Annotated in this window: 21 protein-coding genes; 6 read left to right on the top strand and 15 right to left on the bottom strand. The window is 33.5% G+C overall.

Annotated features, from left to right (window positions below):
• Position 1: 1 nt before the first annotated feature.
• From argJ to BN349_RS01330, 4 genes are all read right to left on the bottom strand, one after another.
• Positions 2 to 1,234 carry a bifunctional ornithine acetyltransferase/N-acetylglutamate synthase gene (gene argJ / locus BN349_RS01345; RefSeq protein ID WP_034293270.1) on the bottom strand — a complete coding sequence of 411 codons (1,233 nt, stop codon included), beginning with the start codon at positions 1,232 to 1,234 and terminating at the stop codon, positions 2 to 4.
• A gap of 16 nt (positions 1,235 to 1,250) precedes the next feature.
• Positions 1,251 to 2,282 carry an N-acetyl-gamma-glutamyl-phosphate reductase gene (gene argC, locus BN349_RS01340; RefSeq protein ID WP_019240469.1) on the bottom strand — a complete coding sequence of 344 codons (1,032 nt, stop codon included), beginning with the start codon at positions 2,280 to 2,282 and terminating at the stop codon, positions 1,251 to 1,253.
• Between the two features lie 478 nt (positions 2,283 to 2,760).
• A complete protein-coding gene (locus tag BN349_RS01335; RefSeq protein WP_425457758.1) occupies positions 2,761 to 3,042 on the bottom strand; it encodes a metal-sulfur cluster assembly factor in 282 nt (93 codons plus the stop codon).
• A 390-nt stretch (positions 3,043 to 3,432) separates the two neighbouring features.
• Complete coding sequence (locus BN349_RS01330; RefSeq protein WP_019240467.1) at positions 3,433 to 4,191, bottom strand: prolyl oligopeptidase family serine peptidase; 759 nt, start codon at positions 4,189 to 4,191, stop codon at positions 3,433 to 3,435.
• Between the two features lie 264 nt (positions 4,192 to 4,455).
• On the opposite strand from BN349_RS01330, the gene BN349_RS01325 reads away from it, so the two are divergent.
• Positions 4,456 to 5,286: a Cof-type HAD-IIB family hydrolase gene (locus BN349_RS01325; RefSeq protein WP_019240466.1), complete on the top strand. Its 831-nt coding sequence runs from the start codon at positions 4,456 to 4,458 to the stop codon at positions 5,284 to 5,286.
• 263 nt (positions 5,287 to 5,549) lie between these two features.
• Entirely contained in the window at positions 5,550 to 5,735 is a 186-nt protein-coding gene (locus BN349_RS01320) for a DUF3813 domain-containing protein (RefSeq protein WP_019240465.1), read from the top strand.
• 156 nt (positions 5,736 to 5,891) lie between these two features.
• Here the strand turns inward: BN349_RS01320 and BN349_RS01315 are convergent, their stop codons facing one another.
• From BN349_RS01315 to BN349_RS01285, 7 genes are all read right to left on the bottom strand, one after another.
• On the bottom strand, positions 5,892 to 7,031 hold the full coding sequence (locus BN349_RS01315) for an alpha-hydroxy acid oxidase (protein ID WP_019240464.1): 1,140 nt from the start codon (positions 7,029 to 7,031) through the stop codon (positions 5,892 to 5,894).
• Between the two features lie 41 nt (positions 7,032 to 7,072).
• Positions 7,073 to 8,692 (bottom strand): M20/M25/M40 family metallo-hydrolase, encoded by a 1,620-nt coding sequence (locus tag BN349_RS01310; RefSeq protein ID WP_019240463.1) that lies wholly within the window; start codon positions 8,690 to 8,692, stop codon positions 7,073 to 7,075.
• Positions 8,689 to 9,864: an aminotransferase class I/II-fold pyridoxal phosphate-dependent enzyme gene (locus BN349_RS01305; RefSeq protein WP_019240462.1), complete on the bottom strand. Its 1,176-nt coding sequence runs from the start codon at positions 9,862 to 9,864 to the stop codon at positions 8,689 to 8,691. Before BN349_RS01305 ends, BN349_RS01310 begins: the two co-directional genes overlap by 4 nt.
• A 32-nt stretch (positions 9,865 to 9,896) precedes the next feature.
• Positions 9,897 to 11,180 (bottom strand): TRAP transporter large permease, encoded by a 1,284-nt coding sequence (locus tag BN349_RS01300; protein WP_019240461.1) that lies wholly within the window; start codon positions 11,178 to 11,180, stop codon positions 9,897 to 9,899.
• Positions 11,177 to 11,671 carry a TRAP transporter small permease gene (locus tag BN349_RS01295; RefSeq protein WP_019240460.1) on the bottom strand — a complete coding sequence of 165 codons (495 nt, stop codon included), beginning with the start codon at positions 11,669 to 11,671 and terminating at the stop codon, positions 11,177 to 11,179. The genes BN349_RS01300 and BN349_RS01295 overlap by 4 nt, the downstream gene beginning before the upstream one ends.
• A gap of 97 nt (positions 11,672 to 11,768) precedes the next feature.
• Positions 11,769 to 12,806, bottom strand: coding sequence for a TRAP transporter substrate-binding protein (locus BN349_RS01290; protein WP_019240459.1), 1,038 nt, complete (start codon positions 12,804 to 12,806; stop codon positions 11,769 to 11,771).
• A gap of 11 nt (positions 12,807 to 12,817) precedes the next feature.
• Complete coding sequence (locus BN349_RS01285) at positions 12,818 to 13,471, bottom strand: GntR family transcriptional regulator (RefSeq protein WP_019240458.1); 654 nt, start codon at positions 13,469 to 13,471, stop codon at positions 12,818 to 12,820.
• Between the two features lie 115 nt (positions 13,472 to 13,586).
• On the opposite strand from BN349_RS01285, the gene BN349_RS01280 reads away from it, so the two are divergent.
• On the top strand, positions 13,587 to 14,945 hold the full coding sequence (locus tag BN349_RS01280) for an FAD-binding oxidoreductase (RefSeq protein WP_019240457.1): 1,359 nt from the start codon (positions 13,587 to 13,589) through the stop codon (positions 14,943 to 14,945).
• Positions 14,946 to 15,146: 201 nt separating this feature from the next.
• Here the strand turns inward: BN349_RS01280 and BN349_RS01275 are convergent, their stop codons facing one another.
• Positions 15,147 to 15,989, bottom strand: a complete 843-nt coding sequence (locus BN349_RS01275; RefSeq protein ID WP_019240456.1) for a YitT family protein — start codon at positions 15,987 to 15,989, stop codon at positions 15,147 to 15,149.
• 280 nt (positions 15,990 to 16,269) lie between these two features.
• On the opposite strand from BN349_RS01275, the gene BN349_RS01270 reads away from it, so the two are divergent.
• Positions 16,270 to 17,136: a DegV family protein gene (locus BN349_RS01270; RefSeq protein WP_019240455.1), complete on the top strand. Its 867-nt coding sequence runs from the start codon at positions 16,270 to 16,272 to the stop codon at positions 17,134 to 17,136.
• A 65-nt stretch (positions 17,137 to 17,201) separates the two neighbouring features.
• On the top strand, positions 17,202 to 17,333 hold the full coding sequence (locus tag BN349_RS25690; RefSeq protein WP_019240454.1) for a DUF3941 domain-containing protein: 132 nt from the start codon (positions 17,202 to 17,204) through the stop codon (positions 17,331 to 17,333).
• A gap of 112 nt (positions 17,334 to 17,445) precedes the next feature.
• Here BN349_RS25690 and BN349_RS01260 read toward each other — a convergent pair whose 3' ends face one another.
• Entirely contained in the window at positions 17,446 to 18,129 is a 684-nt protein-coding gene (locus tag BN349_RS01260) for a response regulator (protein ID WP_026089110.1), read from the bottom strand.
• A 17-nt stretch (positions 18,130 to 18,146) separates the two neighbouring features.
• Positions 18,147 to 19,730 carry an ATP-binding protein gene (locus BN349_RS01255; protein ID WP_019240452.1) on the bottom strand — a complete coding sequence of 528 codons (1,584 nt, stop codon included), beginning with the start codon at positions 19,728 to 19,730 and terminating at the stop codon, positions 18,147 to 18,149.
• A 106-nt stretch (positions 19,731 to 19,836) separates the two neighbouring features.
• Here BN349_RS01255 and BN349_RS01250 point away from each other — a divergent pair, with 106 nt between their 5' ends.
• On the top strand, positions 19,837 to 20,880 hold the full coding sequence (locus BN349_RS01250; protein WP_019240451.1) for a DctP family TRAP transporter solute-binding subunit: 1,044 nt from the start codon (positions 19,837 to 19,839) through the stop codon (positions 20,878 to 20,880).
• Between the two features lie 268 nt (positions 20,881 to 21,148).
• On the opposite strand, the gene BN349_RS01245 is transcribed toward BN349_RS01250, so the two are convergent.
• Positions 21,149 to 21,586, bottom strand: a complete 438-nt coding sequence (locus tag BN349_RS01245) for a universal stress protein (protein ID WP_019240450.1) — start codon at positions 21,584 to 21,586, stop codon at positions 21,149 to 21,151.
• Positions 21,587 to 21,870: the final 284 nt, after the last annotated feature.

Raw genomic sequence — 21,870 nt, 5'->3', positions numbered from 1 at the left:
CTTACGTTCGGTAACTTGCGTTAATCTTGACGTAATCATACGTTAAGTCACAACCCCAAGCTAATCCCTTTTCTTCTCCCTCTCGTAAAACTGCCTTAATAGAAATCGTGTCATTTTCTAGGTAAATCTTCGCCTCTTCTTCAGAAAAAGATACTGGTGTTCCAGCATTCAGCATCAATATATCTCCCAAATAAATGTCCACATCTTCTGGATTAAACACTACACCACTTCGACCCATAGCTGCAATTACACGTCCCCAGTTAGCATCAGCGCCAAAAATGGCTGTTTTGACCAAACTTGAACCAACGACTGTTTTAGCTAATGCTTGTGCAGCTTGTTTGGATTGTACTCCTTCAACAACTACTTCAATTAATTTTGTAGCGCCTTCTCCATCTCTTGCTATCTTTTTTGCTAAGTCTTCACTAACTGCTTGAACAAGACCAACAAATATCTCCCAATCATCATGATCTGGTGTTAATTCATTTCCACCATTCATCCCATTAGCTGTAATTAGTACCATATCATTTGTAGAAGTATCTCCATCAACTGTAATTTGATTAAATGTTACATCTGTGGTTTGAGCTAATGCTTTGTATAAATGTTCAGATGAAACATTTGCATCAGTCGTTAAGAATGCTAACATAGTCGCCATATTGGGATGAATCATACCAGAACCCTTTGCTGCTCCTCCAACCGTTACCTTCTTCCCATCAATAATGGCTTCATAAGCACATTTTTTCGCAATTGTATCAGTTGTTAAAATCGCTGTTTCAAAATCAGCTGCATTTTCAAGTTGATCAGAATACGTGAGCTTACTAATTCCAGCTTTAATCTTATCCATATTTAAATACTCACCAATTGTTCCTGTTGATGCGACAGCAACTAAATAATCCGCAATTCCTAATTTTTTAGCTGTCTCACTTCTCATTTCGTATGCATCTTTTAAACCTTGTTCTCCTGTACAAGCATTGGCACAGGCACTATTCACAATTACAGCTTGAATTTTGCCAGCATACGCAATACTATCCTTTGTCACTGCTATTGGTGCAGCTTGAACGACACTTTGTGTATAAACAGCTGCAGCATTTGCAGGAACTTCTGATACAATCATTCCTAAATCCTTTTTAGAATAACGGAGTCCTGCATGAAATCCACCAGCTTTATATCCCTTAGCACTCAATATATTTCCGTATGCAACTTCTTTAATGTTCTCATCAATAGTCAAAGTTTTCATCTAGTTCACAAACAGGCTATGGAAATTGCGGCACAAACATTAATCCTGTTGTTTCTGCAAATCCACACATTAGATTTGCATTTTGTACCGCCTGACCTGCTGCTCCTTTCATTAAATTATCGATTACCGAAACGATAGTCACTCTACTTGATCGTTCGTTAACACTAACTGCTATATCGCAGAAATTCGATCCTGACACCTGCTTCGTACTTGGAAAAAAACCTTCCTCTTGAATTCTTACAAAAGGGTGACGCTCATAAGCTTGTTTATATAAATCTATTAATTGTTTAGTATTATGGTTCTCCATTAATTCCACATACATCGTTGCCATAATGCCACGTGTCATTGGTGTTAAATGAGTACTAAATTCAATAATAGAATCATCATTCCACCATTTGAGCTGTTGTTCAATTTCTGGTATATGCTGATGCTCATGTACTTTGTAAATTTTTAAATTTTCATTTACCTCTGTATACATGGATCCTAAACTAGCTGTCCTTCCTGCTCCCGAAACACCTGATTTAGCATCAATGATAATGCTGTTCTTCTTTATTAATTGTTGTTGACTTAATGGAGCTAACCCCAAAAGTACAGCAGTCGCATAGCAGCCTGGATTAGCTATCACTTGGGCTTTTTGAATATTTTCTGTATTCCATTCACTTAGACCGTAAACAGCTTTTTCAATGGTTTCACTAGGAGCAGCTTCTTTTTTATACCACTCTTTGTATAATCCATCCTTTTTCAACCTTAAATCTCCAGAAAGATCAATTACTTTAATGCCTGTGTCAACAAGACTTTGAGCTAGTTTGGCTGACACTCCAGATGGTGTAGCAAGGAATACAAGATCACTATTTTTCGCTATTTCATTTGGATCGATCTCTTGAAATTTCTGTGTAATATGCATAAGGTGTGGATTTTCTCCATGTATAAATTGACCAGCCTTTGATGAAGAATGTAGTGATACTATATTAAACTTAGGATGGTTATTTAAAAGCCTTATTAGCTCTAATCCACTATAACCAGAGGCTCCTATAATCGAAACATTCATTTAATATTACACTTCCTTGAAGATGAATAATTTTGATATTCTTTATATTTACATTATTATAAGCATGAATAAAAATAAATGCAATTGAATTTTTATAAATTATTGATTTTTCTAAAATGTATAACAAAAATTATGCACTTGCCTAGAAACGGGCCTAAATTTCTATTTGAATAGCTATTAATTTCTGATGAATCAGCAAAAATATCGATATAAAACGTAAGAGAGCCACTCAAACAGAATTAATCCAAGTCGCTCTCTTTTATTTTCAGCTTATAAGCACTTTCTTTTAATATATATAAATGAAGTCATTTTTAGAAATGATAAAACCATCCATCACATTGTATAAAAAATATCTCACCCTTAACGATTTTTCTTTTTAATGTAACTACACAAACGTTTTCCACTAAACAAGCTCCTTATAAAACGTAAGGGCCTCCAAACAGTGAATACAAATCACTATTTGGAGGCCCTTTGCTATTTAAGAAATACCTAATGCAATTTTAGCATAGCGTGATAAACGATCTTTTGACCACGGTGGATTCCATACGATATCCACTTCCGTTTCTTTTACTTCTGGAATATCTGAAAGAGCAATTTTCACTTGATCAACAATAGTTCCAGCAAGAGGACATCCCATTGATGTAAGTGTCATTGTTACCTTAGTGTTTCCTTCTTCATCCATATCTATATCGTAAACAAGTCCAAGATTGACTATATCAATTCCAAGCTCTGGATCAATAACTTGTTCTAGTGCACCCATAATATTATCCTTTAAATCTTTATCCAAACTAATCACTCCTTTTCATCACTTACAGTTTAACTAACTTTAAGACACGTTTACTTTATCTTAAAGAAACAATGTGTAAACGTCTTATTGTCCAGTGAAAAATCATATTTCATCACTCACTAAAGCTACCCTTTATTTTAGCAAATGTTAGTGCTAAATGAAAAGTATTCGAATTTATGTATATATGATTTTTAATTAGTAGATTTTTCGCAAACTTTGTTGTCTAATTACAAATAATGAGCAAAAGTTTTACTCACCGCATTTATTACTAAACAGCGTTAATATTAATATATTACTCATGATTGTTTGCCTTTTCACTTTGAAACGATTATCCACCACGATCGTGAACAAAACTGAAAAATATTATAAATGAGTTGTAAACCAATTAACGGTTTCGATTACTCCCTTATTAGGTACAGCATGCCCTCCATGCTCATCTAATATAAATGACAATGGTACATTCTTCTCCATATATGCTTTCTGTAGATTTTTATAAAATGTAAATGCCGGCAAATATGGAACGACTTCATCTTGTTTTCCATGCCAAAATAATAGCGGACGTTCCTTCCATTGTTCGATTTGTAACGTAGCGTCATATTCCTCTAAAACCTTAAGCTGTTGATTAATTTCTTCGTTTGAAAGAGGAATAAGTGTGCCATTATTACTCATAAAATCCACTTGCCATTTTGCAAAATCAACATAAGCCGGATTTCCCATCAATGAAACACCTACTTTAATCCAATCATACTTTGCCATAGCTCCTAAAGTAATAATTCCACCCATTGAAGTACCTGCTAGTCCAATACGGTCCCCGTCGATTAAATGAAGATTTTCAAAATGAGACTTTAACATCTCTATTTCGTGAATAGTTGTAATAACAACTTTCCAAAAACTCGAATAAATATTCTTTCCTTCTTCTCTCTCACCATGATATAACGTATCGGGTAATATCACTCTATAACCCTTTTCAGCGAGCATATAAGCATATTGTAAATTTCTTTCTTTTATGCTTGTTACACCATGAATAAAGAATATTAGTGGTAATTTGTTGGCAGAATCCTCATTTTTTACTACATGTAGTAATGGGACATTATGTATCTTCTCTTTCTTAATGACAATCAACAGATTCTCCTCCCAAATGCAATATTGTCTTTTACACTTTAACTATACCTTAATATAAGATAGATAGAAAAATTAATTAAATTCTACTACAATTGAAGATAAGAATGTTTATATGTACAATAGGGAAGCACCCCTATTTTGAAACTGTTAAGACAAAGATACTTTACTTCAACAGTTTTCACGTAATAAATAGCATTCAGATAGCATTCATTCTTTCATATATTGAAATAACGATACAAAATATACCTTAACCAAGGAGGACATATGAGCGAAAAACATTTAATTGCCTTAGATTTAGACGGAACATTATTACAAAATGATAAAACCATTTCAAATAGAACAAAGTCTGTGTTAGCAACTCTTAAAGAACAAGGTCATCATGTCATGATTGCTACAGGTAGACCCTTCCGATCTAGTTTACCTTATTACAAAGAGCTTTCCTTAGATACACCTATAGTGAATTTTAATGGAGCTTTTGTGCATCACCCTCTTTCAGCAAGCTGGGGAACTTATCATTCACCTTTAGATATTAAAGTAGCAATGGATATTATCGAGGCTTGTCAAAGTTTCCAATATCATAATATTATCGCTGAAGTACGTGATGATATTTATTTTCACCAGCATGATGAAATTTTTATTGATGCAATGAAAATGGGTGATCCTAAAATTACAATTGGGGATTTACGAAATTACTTAGAGCTATCTCCAACGAGTATGTTAATACACGCAGATCCAGAAAGTGTCACATCAATAAGAGATCATTTATCAGCTGTACATGCTGAGGTTATCGATCATCGCCGTTGGGCTGATCCATATCATGTTGTTGAAATTATTAAAGCTGGACTAAACAAAGCCGTTGGTATTAAACGAGTTGCAGAATATTTAAATGTTCCTCAAAACCAAATTATTGCTTTTGGTGATGAAGATAATGATTTAGAAATGCTCGAATATGCTGGAACGGGTGTAGCAATGGGTAATGGTATTTCTGCTGTAAAAAATATAGCAAACGAAACAACCTTATCAAATGAAGAAGATGGTATTGCTCTCTTCCTAGAAGACAAATTCAATCTTAAAGGAAAAAAAATAGCTTTGTAAAAGAGGAAATAACTCTTTTTCCTTCTTTTACCTATAATTTTTTTTTACAATTTGTTAAAAATAATAGAGACACCGAGATTGTGTCAATTGCTTAGATTGCGAGGGGTTTACGAATGGGCAAACGTAACAAATCCAAACGTTTTTTCCAGCAAAGTAAAGATTCTGTTTCAAAGCATGATGAAAAATTCACGTATCGCATGACCATGGCTGAAGCTGAGTCACAAAAATCATGCTGCTGCAGTAGCAAATTAGGGTGTTACTAAATGGCAAATCAGCTATTTCAAGAAGCCCGTAGATTTGTTAATGAAGCTATTAAAGCTGATTCTACTCATAAAGCAGAAGCAATTGCCAAAGCGCAAAATGCTTTATCCTCTGCATATGCGAATACTACAGTTGCAGAGCAGCATCAGCTCCATCACATGCAAGCAGAATTGGATTCTTTAACTTAGAAATAGAATCAAAAGCAATCAAGACTTTAGCTTTAATATCCCCTAAAAAACGAAAAATCCCTCTATTCATTTGGAGGGATTTTTCGTCTTCCTATATACACAATAAAGTGAATTTTTTAGTACAGCATAAAATGTATTATAAGTCAATTATATAAGTTACTCTCTTATTATTTTTACATTCTTGATTTTTGATAAATCTTCAATTCCAGATAATGCGAGAGAAATTTCTGTTTCTTGTATTAAACGTTCCATTACTTTTTCCACACCAATTTGCCCATGTACAGCTAATCCCCAAATATATGGTCTCCCAACTAAGATTGCATTTGCTCCTAATGCTAAAGCTTTGACAACATCAATTCCTCGACGAATTCCACTGTCAAATAGGATTGGAATCTTACCTTGAACAACTTCAACAATTTCAGGTAAAGCATCAATTGAAGCAATAACACCATCTAATTGACGTCCACCATGATTAGAAACAATGATTCCATCAATATCATATTCTAGAGCTAACTTTGCATCTTCAGTATGTAAAATCCCTTTTAACAAAATAGGAAGTTTTGTACGCTTTTTAATTTTTTTTATGTCTTTCCAGGAGAATGTAGGATGTTGAATACTTTCTAAAATTCCATTTATAATAGATTCTTCATCATGGTTTATTAATGAATTCATAAAAACAGGATCGTTAATAAAATTAGCTTTCCCTAAGCCTAGTGATAAAGGGGAATATTGATTCTTAATATCTATCTCCCTCCAACCATGCATTACTGTATCTACAGTGATTACTAATGCTTCATAACCATTTTTTTCTGCTCGTTCAATCATACTAAATGCGATATCTGGATTACTAGACCAATAGAGTTGAAACCATTTTGAACTAGTAGGAGAGGATTTAGCGATATCTTCCAAAGAATAGCTAGATACTGTACTAACAATCATTGGTATACCCATAGAAGAAACAGCTTTTGCTGTAGCAATCTCACCTTCATTATGTGCAAGAATATGCATTCCTATTGGTGCTAGAAAAAAGGGAGTAGGATAATCTTTTCCGAAAATACTTATGTTCAAATTTACTTTTGATACATCATTAAGTATTCTAGGCGTGATTGCCCACTTTGAAAATGCTTTTTGATTTCGATCAGCTGTTTCACCTCTTCCAGCATTTGGAAAAATGTAATCAAACCTTTCAATTAATATTGCTTTTGCAGCTTCTGCTTCCCATTCTTCGTATGATAATGGATAATGGTTTTCTTTACTAATTTGTTTAATTAGTTTATTCCTGTTTTGAATGAACATTATTAAATCTCCCTTTTATAAGAATACACAAAAGATCTATATCACTGACTAATATGTTTGTATAATAAATGTTCAAGTATTCTTGGTAGCTTTTCAAAAGCAAATGGTATATGAAGACGTTCTGTTTTTTTGTGCGCATCCTTTCCATATGGACCAACATTAAGAACTGGTGCATCGAATTCTGACATTTCTTCGAAAGGTATAGTATATAAACTAGGACCACCAGGTAAATTTGTATTGTATTTATGCATTTCTGATATTTCAGCTTGCAAACTAGCATAACTCAAGTCTGAAATACCATTAAAATACTCAACTGGTTGAAGATCATAAGAAAATTGATCTTTTGTGTATTCAATAATAGTCTTCGATAATTCTTGAATAATAGAATGATTGTTAGAACTAATTGCCGGATAATATGGTGGAGAGTAAAATAACACAATCATTGGTCCCAACTCACTACAAATCATCGAAATTTGATCTACTATTTCAATTGTTTGCTCTCTATTATCATTTATTGTTGAGTCATAAATAATAGATTTTTCAAGATTAGAAATATGTTCCTCGCTAGTTTTCCTACATGCATAATGTCTTAATTCCTCATATAAAAGGACACGAACTTTTGTAGACTCACTAGACGTTACATGAAAAGATTGATATCTCTCTTTAATGAACTTTTCTATCTTTAACGCTGCTAATTCAGCAATTTCTTTCATCTGATTCATTACATCTGATGCATTTCTTTGCATCAAAAGTACATTATACAAACTTACTGATCTATGAGGTATTTTTGTAGAGTAATCTTTTTTTAAGTCACGCTGTAATAATAATGTTGGAGGTGGACTCATTACTCCATTAACAGATTCACATAGATTCATATTCCATTCAATTTCTTGAGAAAGAACAGAGGACATCCATCCTGCATTTATACCTGATAATGGTTCGCCTACATGAGTTTCTTTTCCAAAACAAAGGGCAGCTGGCATTATTTTTCCTATTGAACCAGTATAAAAGTAAAAATTTTCGTCTTGAGGTACTTGAGAAAACATAGGCTCTGAATTTAAAAATAATGTATAGGTCAGCTGATGTTCTTTAGAAATGTCTAAAAGCTTAGGAATCACTTCGCGCATACCTGCAGAATTTACTTCCTCATCCGGAACAGTTACTAATAGTAAATTAATTTTCCATTCTTCACTCGCTGCTTTTTCAAGAAGAGACATATGCTGTACAAGCCCACATTTCATATCCATTGTGCCACGCCCAAAAAGCCATTCATTACTTTTTAAGTCTTCTCTAGCTTCAAGAGAAAGTTCATCGATTCTTTCATGAAGTGCTTTCGTTAATTCAATGGGCTGAAAGGCAAGATGATTTAAATCACCATAATCGTCTACATCCACAACATCGAAATGGCTAATCATAATTACTGTTTTAACAGCCTCTACATGTTTATAGAGGGCTGTTAATACAAATCTTTCATCTGTTGTTGGATGATTTTTAAGATGAGATGTATTTTCCTTAAAATATGGAATCTCTTTTAGTATTTGTTCAACTTTGAATGGAAATTGTTTTTCTGCATCCGATAAAGTGACACTTGGAATAGATACAAGTTTATTCAAAGTGGACAACAATTGCTCTGGTGATTGCATAAATAATGTATTTTTCATACATGAGACTCCCTTCCGTTATGACTTAATAGGAACTTTTCTATCCGATTAAGACCTTCTTCTAATAGTTCTATAGAATAAGCATAAGAAATTCTGATATAGCCTTCTCCATAACTTGTAAAAGAACTACCTGGGACAACGGCAACACCACCATTAAGAAGTAACTGGGTTGCAAAGGTGTGTGAATCCCGATAAAAAGATGGAATCTTCGGAAAAATATAAAAGCTACCACTAGGTTTTTCAGTATCCAAGCCTATTTGATTTAATCGTTGATACACATAATCTCGTCTTTTTACGTATTCTTCATTCATTATGAATGGATCATTACGTCCATACTTTAAAGCTTGTATGGCTGCATATTGACTTGTAATAGGAGCACAAACAACATTATATAAATGAACTTTTAACATTTGTGTAATGAGGAACGCAGGAGCGAGTATATAACCAATTCTCCAACCTGTCATAGAGTGAGATTTAGCTAAACCGTTTATTATAATTGTACGATCTCGTATCTCATCCATTGATGCAAAGGAAATATGTTTCTCTTCGTAAATTATTTCACTATATATTTCATCGGAGATAATGTATAAATCTTGATTTTCAAGCCAAACTGTCAAAGATTGCATATCTTCTCTACTTAGAGTAACTCCTGTAGGATTAGAGGGATAGTTAAATAGTATTGCTTTTGTTTTAGGTGAAACTACTTTTTGTAAATGAGCTATTGTTGGTTTAAAAGCACTTAATGAAGTATCTACTATAATAGGTTTGGCTCCACATAATTCAATGAGTGGAATATAACCTGGATATGCTGGGGCAAATACGACTACTTCATCACCTTCTTCAAGGATTGTACGAAATACTGTGTCAAGTGCTTCACTTGCACCAACTGTAATAAGAATTTCATCTTCTGCTCGATAGGAGAAGTTATATTGGTCCTCATAAAAAGATTGTACTTCCCGACGAAGAGAAAAAAGGCCAGCATTATGTGAATAGCTTGTCTGATCGGCATGAAGTGAAGAAATAGCGGCTTCTTTAATATGATTTGGTGTCGGAAAATCTGGCTGTCCGATTGTTAGATTGATAGCATCAGGAAAGTTCACGAGTTGATTAGAAAATTCTCTAATTCCTGGGATTTTTATTTTCATTACACGTGAGTTTAATGTTCTTGTCATATGTACGTACTCCTTTCATCGAAAATATGACGTTATTGTAAGAAGTTTGGTAACCATGTAGATAGTGCTGGAATAAATGTGATAATCAATAATGTAATAAGCATAGATAGTAAGAATGGTAATATACCAACTACAATTCTTTCTATACGAACACCACTAACACTAGAAGCAACAAATAAATTTACACCAAGTGGTGGAGTAATAAAACCTATTGCCAAATTCGCAACTAAAATAACACCGAAATGAATTGGATCTACCCCAACAGCAGTTACAATAGGTAGAAGAATAGGTGTTAATACAACTAAAGCAGATATTGTATCTATAAACATTCCAACAACTAATAAAAAAATGTTAATGACAATCAAAATCACAATCGGATTACTTGATAAATCCGTTATGAAACTAGCAATACTGTTAGGAATTTGTTCAAGTGTCATAATATAAGCAAAAGAGATAGACAATCCGACGATTATCATTGTTGTTGCATTAATGACAGTAGCTTCTCGAATACATTCATAAATATCTTTTATCGTCATTTCTTTATGTACAAATATTCCGATAATTGTTCCGTAAACGACAGCAACAACAGCTGCTTCTGTTGGTGAAAAAATGCCACCATAAATCCCTCCTAAAATGATGACTGGGATCATTAAAGCCCATTTTGCATCCCATAATGCCTTTAATACTTCTTTGAAGGAATAATTAACAGTTGTCTCAGGTTTGTAATTTTTTTTCTTAGAAATGATAAAAGAAACAGCCATTAGCCCAATTCCGATAAGTATTCCTGGAAGTATTCCTGCTAAGAACATGCCGCCAACAGAGACACCACCGATAACGCCATACATAACAAACGGAATACTCGGTGGAATAATTACACCAATCGAACCAGCGGCGGCAGTAATTGCAGCTGCAAATCCTTCATCATATTTCTTTTCTTTCATAGAAGGAATCATAAACGATCCAATAGCTGCAACGGTTGCTGGTCCTGAACCTGAAATAGCTGCGAAGAACATACAAGTTACTACAGTTACCATGGCAAGTCCCCCAACCATCCATCCAACAAGCATAGTTGCTAAGGTTAAGAGGCGTTTTGAAACTCCTCCTTTTCCCATTAAGATACCAGCTAGCATAAAAAATGGAATAGCTAATAAAGGGAAGGAATCAAGTGCTGTAAATGCTTTTTGTGTCATTATTGTTAATGGTAATGTCGTAGTAAAATAAATAGTTAATAGTGCAGAAGCACCTAAGGCAATTGCAATTGGCACACCAATTAATAGAAAAACAAAAAGTGATATAAAAAGTACGGCAACTGTCAAATCAAGTTCCCTCCTTCTTTTGAATTAGACGGTAACTTTCTCCAAATTATCCATAACTGTTGAATTAATCGAAGCGCCATTCCTAGACCACCCAAAGGAATTGCTAAAAATGGAATCCACATAGGAAGCTGCATAGCAGGAGTGAGTTGTCCATTTTTCAAACTGCTAAGAACTAGCTGCGTTCCAATCACAGCCAAGAATAATGCTAATAAAAACCAAACAATAATCGATAATGTTTCAAAAATTTTTCTACCTAACAATGAAAACAAGTTTACAAATGCTTCTATACGAATATGCTCTCTGAGTCGAACTGCATAACTAGCTCCGATCCAAACTTGCCAAATATGAATATAACGTGATAATTCTTCTGTCCAGCTAGGTGCTTCATTGAAAATATACCGACCTACAACTTGGATAAATATTAAAATAACCATCATTATCATTGTGAATACTAAGAAGATTTCTTCAATATACTTATCTTTCATTTTCATAGAATGTTCCTTTCTGAATTTTAATTGGTAGAGCAACTGAAGAGGTAATATTTTGTAGAAGAAAGCCTATTAACTAATATAGGCTTTCTTAAATTAATTATTTGTTCGCTTCAAGAGCTTTTGTTACAATGTCTTTTCCAATTTCTGAAGTATATTTATCATAGATAGCTTTTGAAGCTTCTCTGAAAGCATCTTTTTGATTATCTGTTAATTCATTAACTTTCATACCGTTTTCCTTTAGTTTATCTAGAAATTCAACATCTTGTTTTTGAGCAATTTCACGTTGTTCAGTTTGATAATCTTTTGATGCATCCATAACAATTTTTTGTAAATCTTCAGGTAACTTATTGTAAAAGTCATTATTCATTAATAGAATGGTAGCAGCGTACACATGTCCACTTAGAGTCAGATAATCTTGAACTTCATAGAATTTGTTTAAATAATATAATGAGATAGGACACTCCATTGCGTCATATGTTTTTTGTTGTAATGCTGTATATAATTCACCAAATGAGAATGGTGAGGCATTCGCCCCAAAAGATTTAAAAGTATCCGTATGTACAGGGTTTTCAAGTGTACGGAACTTCGATCCAGCTAGATCTGAAGGACTTTCAATCGGCCCTTTATTATTCGACATATGACGAAATCCATTTTCTGCGAACGCAAGTCCTTTTAAGTCGTTATTTTCAAGATCTTTTAATAAAAGCTGTCCTACTTCTCCATCTAGAGTTTTGTATGCTGCTTCATTTGAGTTAAATAGAAACGGAAGGTCAAAAACCATAAATTTTTTGTTGAAGGATGCGAGTGGAGCAACTGCTGGAATAGTCATTTCGATATTACCAAGCTGAACAGCTTCAATAGCTTCACGGTCAGAAGGATATAGAGAACCGTTTGCATAGATTTGGACTTCAATACGTCCATTAGAGCGCTCTTCCACATTTTTCTTAAATGATAGTGCAGCAACATGAGTCGATTGTTCTTCAGGAACTAGATGAGCTATGCGAATGACATACTTTTCGTTGCCTTTATTTTCTCCATTTTTCGTTTCTCCACTCGAATTTGTACTAGAAGGTCTTCCACATGCACTTACAAGTAATACAACAATTAACACTAGTAAACCTAAAAGCTTTTTCATAAATAATCCTCCTATTTTAAGTATGTTTGAATACGCTTGCCAATTTCATGAATGTGATATTCCATATTTTGTTTAGCACATGAAATATTTATATTTTTTAAAGCATTGACAATTAATTTATGTTCTTCTACAGCATCATAAGCGCTAATTGGGAGTGTATGAGATAACAAAAGGAACGCTCTATTTACGCCATTATTTAAATCTTTAATTAATTCAACAAATTTTTTATTTTTATTTTTGCTAGCAAGAAGTAAATGAAATTTAAGATCTAAATCAATAAATGTTTGATAGTTTATGTCTTTAATAGTTTGTTCTTGCTGTTCAATACACTCTTCTAATTCGAGAATAAATGGCTCATCGATATATGGTTCGATCATTTCAAGATTATGAATCTCCATTATTCTCCTTACTTCTAACAATTCCAATGCTTCTTCTAAAGTGAAAGAGGCAACAATTGCTGGTCTTCCTTTTTTCATATAAATTAATCCTTCGTTTGCTAGTCGCTGAAACGCTTCTCGTAAAGGTGTTCGACTTATACCCAAATGTTTAGCAATCTTTTCTTCTGGTAAAGCGTCACCAGGATGTAAGTCGCCAGATATTATAGACAGTTTAATAATGCTATATGCTTGTTCTCCTAGCGATTTTTCTTTTTCAATCTTTTTCATTATATTCCTCCGATATACAAAATTGTATACTGTATACAGAAATGATAATATTTGGTATATTAAAAGTAAATAGTTTTTTGAAAAATAAAATAATTATAAGATAGAGGTGTTTAACTTGTATCAAAGACTTGTTGAAATCCTTGGTCATGAAAAAGTGAGTAAGAATGAAACACAACTATATCAACATAGTAAGGATGAATCCTATCATCCAGCAGTGGAACCAGATTTAGTAGTTTTTCCTTCTAGTAGAGATGAAATTATAAAGATCGTTTGTTTGGCAAACGAGAAAGGAATACCAATAGTTCCATATGGAGCGGGTTCAGGACTTGAAGGACAAGCTATCCCAATAAAAAAAGGTATTAGCATTAATTTTCAAAATATGGATCAAATCATTTCTTTTCAGCCTGATGACTTATTAGTTACAGTACAGCCTGGAATTACTAGATTACAACTGAACCACATGTTGAATAGACATGGACTCTTTTTTCCAATCGATCCAGGTGCAGATGCTACAATTGGAGGAATGGTAGCTACAAATGCAAGTGGAACTGCTGCAGTAAGGTATGGAACAATGAGAGATCAAGTCTTAAATTTAGAGATTGTTTTACCAAATGGAAAAGTTATAAAAACGGGTTCCAAGGCGAAGAAATCATCCTCTGGATATCACCTAAATGGTTTATTTGTTGGTTCAGAAGGAACTTTGGGTATTTTTACAGAAATCACTTTGAAACTGCATGGAATTCCAGAAGCTATTTTAGCTGCTCGATGTTCTTTTCCGAATATTTCCTCGTGCATTCAAGCTGCTCAGTCGATATTAAAAGCAGGAATTCCTATTGCTCGTATGGAACTGGTTGATCATATCAGTATGAAAAAAGTTAACGAGTACAGTGGAACGGATTATCCTATTTCGTCTTCCTTGTTTTTTGAATTTCACGGAAATGAAAGTGGAATTGTAGAGGATTCTGCTTTAGTCAAAATGATTACTGAAGAATTTGGTAGTAAAGACTGGATTTGCGAGACTGATTCTAAGGAAAGAACTCTTCTATGGAAAGCACGTCATGATTTAGCGTATGCTTTTAGACATCAAAATGCTCAATTTAAGGTAGGAGGCACCGATGTTTGTGTTCCAATTTCGAAATTAGCTGAAATTGTCGTTTTTGCAAGGACAATCATTGATGAAGCTGGATTAGAGGGAGGAGTACTTGGACATATAGGTGATGGAAATTTTCATACGATAATAGTGTACGATCCAAATGATTTAGCACAAATTAAAAAGATGGAAGAGATTGATGAAATGATTGTCAATTTGGCCCTTTCATACGGAGGTACATGTACAGGTGAGCACGGGGTAGGTTTGGGTAAAAAGAAGTTTCAAAAACAAGAACACGGTAATGCACTTGAACTTATGATTGACATAAAGCAATTAATTGATTCTAATAATATCATGAATCCGGGGAAAATCTTACCTACATAAAGCTATTAATAAATTACAAAATGAGAATAAGCTTAGAAGTAAAATTTCCCCTTAAAATAGAAAGTGTAAAAAGATAAACCTAGATAAAACTTTATATTTAGAAAAGTGGTTGCCTTACAATTGCAATACTAAAAATAACTTCTTACAAGTGCTTCTCATAGCTCCACTTTTCTTTTTTTTTGATAGAGTTAGCACAATGTTCTAATCCTTTCGGAAAAACCCGAAAACATTAGTTGTTTCAACTATATTAGTGAAAGCTTTTGGATCGACTTCTTTAATTACTCTCTCTAAATCATATAATTCATAACGAGTGATAACCATCATAAGCATATCCTTCTCTTCGTTCGTAAAGGCTCCTTTTGCGGGAATCATTGTAATTCCTCGAACCATTTTTGAATGAATAGCTACTTTCATTTCTTCTGCTTTTTTCGTCACAATGAACACAGTTAATTTTTCATGACGTGTATGAATAGCATCGATTACTCGCGTTGTTACGTATAACGCTACAAGAGTGTATAATGCCTTCTCGGCTCCATATAAAACACCAGCCGTTACAATGATCATTCCGTTAATGAGAAATAAGTAAGAACCTATTGGCTTATCCTTCATTCTAGAAAGCACCATCGCAATAATGTCCATTCCACCTGTTGATGCACCATACTTCAATGTAATTCCTACTCCTGCAGCACCAATAACCCCACCAAAAACAGCATTCAAAATAATATCTTCTGAATATTGATGAATTGGGATAAGTTCAAGAAATAATGACATTAGCAAAACGCTTAAAAAGCTGTAAAAAGTAAAGGATTTCCCTACCTTTTTCCAAGCTAAAATCGTTACTGGTACATTTAATGCAAAAAGCAATATCCCTGTAGAAAGCGTAAACGGTGTAAAGCTTTCCACAATCTTTGAAACTAATTGAGCGACTCCAGCAAAGCCACTCGCATAAACATTAGCCGGTATTAAAAACCAATTTAGAGCAATGGCATTTAACAGTGCCCCAATAGCGACTATAATTAATTTTTTTGCCTCTCTTTGATACAAAACAGTTCCTCCATTTTAATATGTATTAATAAGTAAAACATACGCACCTTCTTATGTAATAAGTTGAAGTACTAACAATTTTCAAGATGTTTTTGCTTTCTTATCTGTTTTAAATAAATACATTCATTTTCTTCTTATTATTTTTCATGTTACAGCATTAAATGTAAACAACATTCTTTCATAATATTTTTACCAATGATAAACTAAATACAGAACTTATTTATAATATTACATGATATAAGTACATTTCAAAAAAAACTATTTTTAAGAAGGTGAAATTGTGAAAATACATATTTTAGCTGATAGTGCTAGTGATTTACCTTTATCTTTTATAACAGAAAATCACGCAACATTCATTCCATTAAATGTACATCTTGAAGGTAAAGATTATGAAGATGGAATAACAATACAAAGTAAACGTGTTTACGATGCAATGAAAAATGGAGCTGCTCCAAAAACTTCGCAAGCATCCCCTGAATTTTTCCAAAAAACGTTCATTGAACTAGCTAAAACTAAACAACCTGCTGTTTATATCGCCTTTTCCTCTGAACTCTCAGGAACCTATCAAACCGCTGTTATGATTAAAGAACAAGTCCAAGAGGAATATCCAGATCTTGATTTAGAAATTATCGATACGAAATGTGCTTCGTTAGGCTGTGGCTTAGTTGTAAAAAGAGCCATTGAATTAGCAAACTCAGGTGCTTCTAAAGAAACAATTGTTGAACAAGCAAAATTCTATTCACAACATATGGAGCATCTATTTACAGTAGATAATCTAGAATATCTAGCAAGAGGTGGACGTATTTCAAAGACTTCAGCATTTGTGGGTGGACTTTTAAATATAAGACCACTTCTTCATGTAGACGATGGCAAATTGATACCTTTAGAAAAAATCCGTGGTAAAAAGAAATTGATTAAGCGCACATTAGAAATCATGAAAGAACGTGGTGTACAGCTAGATAAACAAACCATTGGAATTAGTCACGGTGACGATTTACAATCAGCTATGGAATGGAAAAGTGAAATAGAAAAAGCATTTGGCACAACTTCTTTTGATATTGAATTAATTGGCTCTACGGTAGGATCTCATGCAGGACCAGGAACAATCGCCATTTTCTTCTTAAATCGTTTGCCAGAACAAGCTTAATATACATACTTCCTTTCAAAATGATAAACACTATGAAGGATAATCATTTGAAAGGAGTAAATATATTGGCTAATACGAAAGATAATAACAAAAAAGCAAAAGACCATAATGCTCGAAATGCAGCTAGAAATGAACAAGTAGATCAAAATTTCAAAGCAGGTAAACATCAATATTCTAAATCAACAGATCATTTATAAAATAACATAATGTAGAGGCTATCTGAAAAATGATTTATTATCACTTTTCAGTGGCCCCTACGTTTTTTGAATCCGTTTATTCTTATTCCACATAAAATATAAAAGTCATTACTTAATCTACAACCATATATTGATTGACAGGTCGACCTATACCACCATATTCCATGACGATTTTTACTTTATGTTGCTTTTCTAAGTAGTCCAAATATCTTCTTGCTGTAACACGTGCTAAACCAACACCTTTAGAAACTTCTTCAGCTGATACTGGCTCGGTTTGTAAGCTAATAAAAGTAACCACTTTTTCAAGTGTTGTAGGATTCAACCCTTTCGGTAATTCTAAAGCTACTTGATTATCCTGATTTACACGTGGATGATGTAAAATATGATCTAACTCTTCTTGTGTCAGTTCATCCTTATTCAGCAATTGTTGTTTATACGTATAAAAGCTATTAAGTGCTTGTTTCACTCTTTCTAATGTAAATGGCTTCATAATATAATCAAATACACCAAAATGGAGAACTCGCTGAACGGTTTTCATATCATTTGCCGCTGTAACGGCAATGATGTCTACTTTGTTTTGATCTTGTCTAATCTTTTCTATTGTTAGCAAACCGTCCTGTTCAGGCATAAAAATATCCATGAAAACCAGATCCGGTTTTAGTTCCCCAATTTGTTTTATTCCTTCTACGCCATTACTAGCAAATCCAATTACTTCAAAGCCCTTTACTTGATTTATAAATTGACGGTTTACCTCTCTAACCATCGGATCATCATCTACTAGTAGCACTGAAATCATTTCCACATTCATCACCCCTACATGTCAAAAGTAATGAGAAAGCTCGTTCCTTCATTTGGAATGCTGTCTACCTCGATTGTTCCCTTGCCTTTTTTTACAATCTCGTTGATTAAATATAGTCCTATTCCTCTTTCGATTCCTCCTTTAGTTGAAAAACCTTGCTTAAATATTTGTTGAACTGTTTGTTCATCCATTCCGATTCCATTATCCTCTACTAACAAAGAAAGTAATGCTTCATCCTGATCAATGCTAATAAATACTTTTTTATCTTCAATTGTAGTTGTTTGAAAAGCATCAAATGCATTGTTTATTAGATTTCCAATGATAATAACAAAATCATGCTGATCTAGATTCTTTGGAAAACTTGTTAATTGACTATGCCTATCTATTTCGACCTTAATGCCTAATTCTTTTCCGTGTCCGATTTTACTTAAAAGCAATCCCGACAGATTATCATCTTTTATTTTTTCGTTTAAAAATTTCGTTAATTCCTCTTGTTCTTCTTTAACCTGAAAAATATATTCCAAGGCATGATCATAATTTCCTAATTGTAAAAGTCCAGCAATTGTATGTAGCTTATTTTTATGCTCATGATTTTGTATTCGTAACGCTTGTACAAAAGCCTTAACTCCCGTTAATTCCTCAGCAAGCTTTTTCACTTCTGTTCGATCTTGGAATACTGCAACTGCCCCAACCGTTCTATTATTGACTTCGATAGGGATACGGTTACTAAGAATATTATGATTATTAATTTGAAGTTCTTTATTATAAATAGGATAATTATAATCTAGTATTTCTGGTAAACGTGAATCAGGTAGAATCTCGTAAATAGACATACCAATTAAATCTCCCTTTTGATTTACACCTAGTATTTTTTTTGCTTTATTATTAAAGATTGTTACTTTTAAATGATTGTCAATTGCAATAATCCCTTCATGCATTGCGTTAAATGTTTCGTTTCTTTCAACATATATTTTGGCAATTTCATGAGGCTCAAGTCCAAACATTTGCCTTTTCATATGTCGAGCTAGACTCCAGGCTCCCCAACCACCAAAAATTAAAGAAAACATAGTAGTAATCAGAATTTCTTTTTTGATACTCATGATTATCTCCCATATCGTTGGTAATAAATACCCGCAAACAACAACACCAATCTGTTTATGTTGTTCATCAATTATTGGAACGAAAGCTCGCACTACCGTACCAACTTCCCCTTTTGCTTTTGATGTATAAGTATGCTCAACAAAAGCAGCACTTTCATCCGCTGTTTTTGATTTTGTTCCGATCATTTTTTTCACTGGATGTGAGAGACGGATTCGATCCATATTTAAGACTACAATGTAATCTGCTTTGTTAATGACTCGAATTTTTTCAACTATTGGATTAATGTTATTTTCGCCAACTGAGCCTTCTTTCAAATACTTCTGTACTTCAGGTAATTCAGAAACAGTTCGAGCCATCAACATGGCTTGAGTACTCAGCTCTTTTTCCTTTATATCAAGTACATTTCCTAAAACAAATATACCTGCAACTAAAAATGAAAAAGCAATGACGAAGAAAGTAAGGGCCATTATCTTCCAGTTAATCGAAATTCTTCTCATGCTCATTAATCCTCTCTTATCATGAAGTAGACGTTTTCATTCATTGTAACACTTAAAAACATGATAGAATATTAAGAAGATTAACATTATACGGAGTGAATGAATATTGAAATACTTTATGGCAACATCCTTCTTCGTCATACTCATACTTCTTGTATATATTGGTTATAAACAAGACATCGTAAAAAAGACAGACATTCCTGTTGATTATGAACAGGCAGGATTACATGAACAAATTGTCATCCGTTTCAGCCATGTAGTCGCTGAGAATACACCAAAAGGTTTAGCCGTAAGTAAATTTGCTGAACTAGTTGAGAAAAAAACGAATGGCAAAATAAAGGTCGAAATTTATCCAAATAGTATGCTTTATTCTGATAGCGAAGAAATGAATGCACTGCAACATGGAGACATTCAAATGATTGCCCCTTCTATCTCTAACGTAACAGAAATGATTCCTGAATGGCAGGTACTTGACCTTCCTTACCTCTTTAATAGCTATGACGACATTCATAAATTTTTCACTGGAGATGTCAGCAAGAAACTATTAGATATGTTGGAAAATGAGAATATAAAGGGTTTAGCACTCTGGAGTAACGGGTTTAAGCATATGACATCTAACAATAGACCGCTTATTAAACCAGAAGACTTTAAAAATGTACATATAAGAACAATGTCTAGCCAAATGCTTCAAGAACAATATCAATTATTACAGGCGAAACCTGTTGATGTTTCTTTTGACCAAGTATATTCATCCTTAGAAAAGCATCAAATCGAAGCAGGAGAAAATACGAGTTCAAATATATATTCAAAAGGCTTCTATAAAGTACAACAATATATGACCTTAAGCTATCATGGATTTTTAGGATATGCCGTCATGATGAATGAAGACTTTTGGAACAGTCTTTCAAAAGAGCTTCAAAATCAACTAATAGAGACACTCAATGAAACAACTTTATGGAATTTAAAAGTATCTGAACAAATGAATAAAGATAGTTTAGAAAAAATTCTACAAAATTCCGATATCAATATAATTACACTAACCGACAAGCAAAAAGAAGCTTGGACCAAAAAATGGTCTCCGTTGTATAGTCATTATCAAACTGAGATCAACTCACACTTAATTAAAGATATCCAAAAAGAATTGAAATAGGAGATACATCATGGAGAGCCACTTCGTATGGCAATGCCGTTATGACCTATACCATGTAAAATCCCCATTCAGTATACACAAGCTTATTAGAAGGTTGCGTTTTGACATTCTAATAGGCTTGTCTTATGTCCTCAAAGACGTTTGGCGCTTAAAATAGACAACAAAACATTCTTCAAAACTATATCGTTTCTAACCAGTACTTTTTTCCATCAAAAAGGCTGCTCTGATAACTATAATCAAAGCAGCTTTATACTATTTCTCTTTCATATTATTGACGAACAACAATTACGTCACAATTAGCGTGACGAACAATGTATTCAGAAACACTTCCTAATACAAAACGTTCTGCTGCATTCAATCCTTGTGCTCCACAAACAATCAAATCGATTTCATGTTTTTTAGCAATTGTTTTTACTAGTTTCACTTTAGGAGAGCCAAATTCTATTTCTGTTATAACTTGATCTAAGCCTGCATCAATGGCTTCTTGTTTATGTACATCTAAAAGTTTTTCTCCGTATTTCCTACAAGATTCCAATATTGATTTATGATATCCTTCCATTCCAGGAGATGTAACAGGGTCTACCACATTTGCAATAATCAATTTCGCATGATTTCTCAATGCAATATGAATCGCTTTTTGAAAAGCTTTATTAGATACATCTGAACCATCCACTGCAACAAGTATGTTCTTATACTGTTCACTCATAAACTTATCCTCCCATTCTATTAACTATCTAAATTTCCACTTTTTTAAATATTCATCTCTATTATACGATACTGTTGATTTTTTAATAGACAAAATAGACAGAAATCCGTGAGACTCCTATGGGAGAAGCAATAAAGACAATGCCCACAGTGTAAATGAGCAAGGATGCTAACAAACGCCCATGAAAAGCGAACGGATTGGAGTCAAATCAACAACGAACTATAACAAAACCAAATATTTAAAAATGTACTTACCTACTCTTAGATTATGAAACTTTCTATTCA

Source organism: Bacillus sp. AP8 (assembly GCF_000321185.1).
In the GTDB taxonomy this organism is placed as follows: Bacteria; Bacillota; Bacilli; order Bacillales; family DSM-1321; genus Bacillus_AD; species Bacillus_AD massilioanorexius.
Note: the sequence above shows the minus strand (reverse complement) of the source record. Positions and strands in the feature narration are given on the sequence as shown.

Bases quoted from the DNA above. Each gene is read 5' to 3' on its own strand.
- BN349_RS01260 (WP_026089110.1), bottom strand. From the start codon at position 18,129: ATGATTTCAGTGCTACTAGTAGATGATGATCCGATGGTTAGAGAGGTA.
- BN349_RS01305 (WP_019240462.1), bottom strand. From the start codon at position 9,864: ATGACAAGAACATTAAACTCACGTGTAATGAAAATAAAAATCCCAGGA.
- BN349_RS01335 (WP_425457758.1), bottom strand. From the start codon at position 3,042: ATGGGTGCACTAGAACAAGTTATTGATCCAGAGCTTGGAATTGATATA.
- BN349_RS01255 (WP_019240452.1), bottom strand. From the start codon at position 19,730: ATGAGAAGAATTTCGATTAACTGGAAGATAATGGCCCTTACTTTCTTC.
- BN349_RS01290 (WP_019240459.1), bottom strand. From the start codon at position 12,806: ATGAAAAAGCTTTTAGGTTTACTAGTGTTAATTGTTGTATTACTTGTA.
- BN349_RS01285 (WP_019240458.1), bottom strand. From the start codon at position 13,471: ATGAAAAAGATTGAAAAAGAAAAATCGCTAGGAGAACAAGCATATAGC.
- argJ (WP_034293270.1), bottom strand. From the start codon at position 1,234: ATGAAAACTTTGACTATTGATGAGAACATTAAAGAAGTTGCATACGGA.
- BN349_RS01295 (WP_019240460.1), bottom strand. From the start codon at position 11,671: ATGAAAATGAAAGATAAGTATATTGAAGAAATCTTCTTAGTATTCACA.
- BN349_RS01245 (WP_019240450.1), bottom strand. From the start codon at position 21,586: ATGAGTGAACAGTATAAGAACATACTTGTTGCAGTGGATGGTTCAGAT.
- BN349_RS01315 (WP_019240464.1), bottom strand. From the start codon at position 7,031: ATGTTCATTCAAAACAGGAATAAACTAATTAAACAAATTAGTAAAGAA.
- argC (WP_019240469.1), bottom strand. From the start codon at position 2,282: ATGAATGTTTCGATTATAGGAGCCTCTGGTTATAGTGGATTAGAGCTA.
- BN349_RS01320 (WP_019240465.1), top strand. From the start codon at position 5,550: ATGGCAAATCAGCTATTTCAAGAAGCCCGTAGATTTGTTAATGAAGCT.
- BN349_RS01310 (WP_019240463.1), bottom strand. From the start codon at position 8,692: ATGAAAAATACATTATTTATGCAATCACCAGAGCAATTGTTGTCCACT.
- BN349_RS01325 (WP_019240466.1), top strand. From the start codon at position 4,456: ATGAGCGAAAAACATTTAATTGCCTTAGATTTAGACGGAACATTATTA.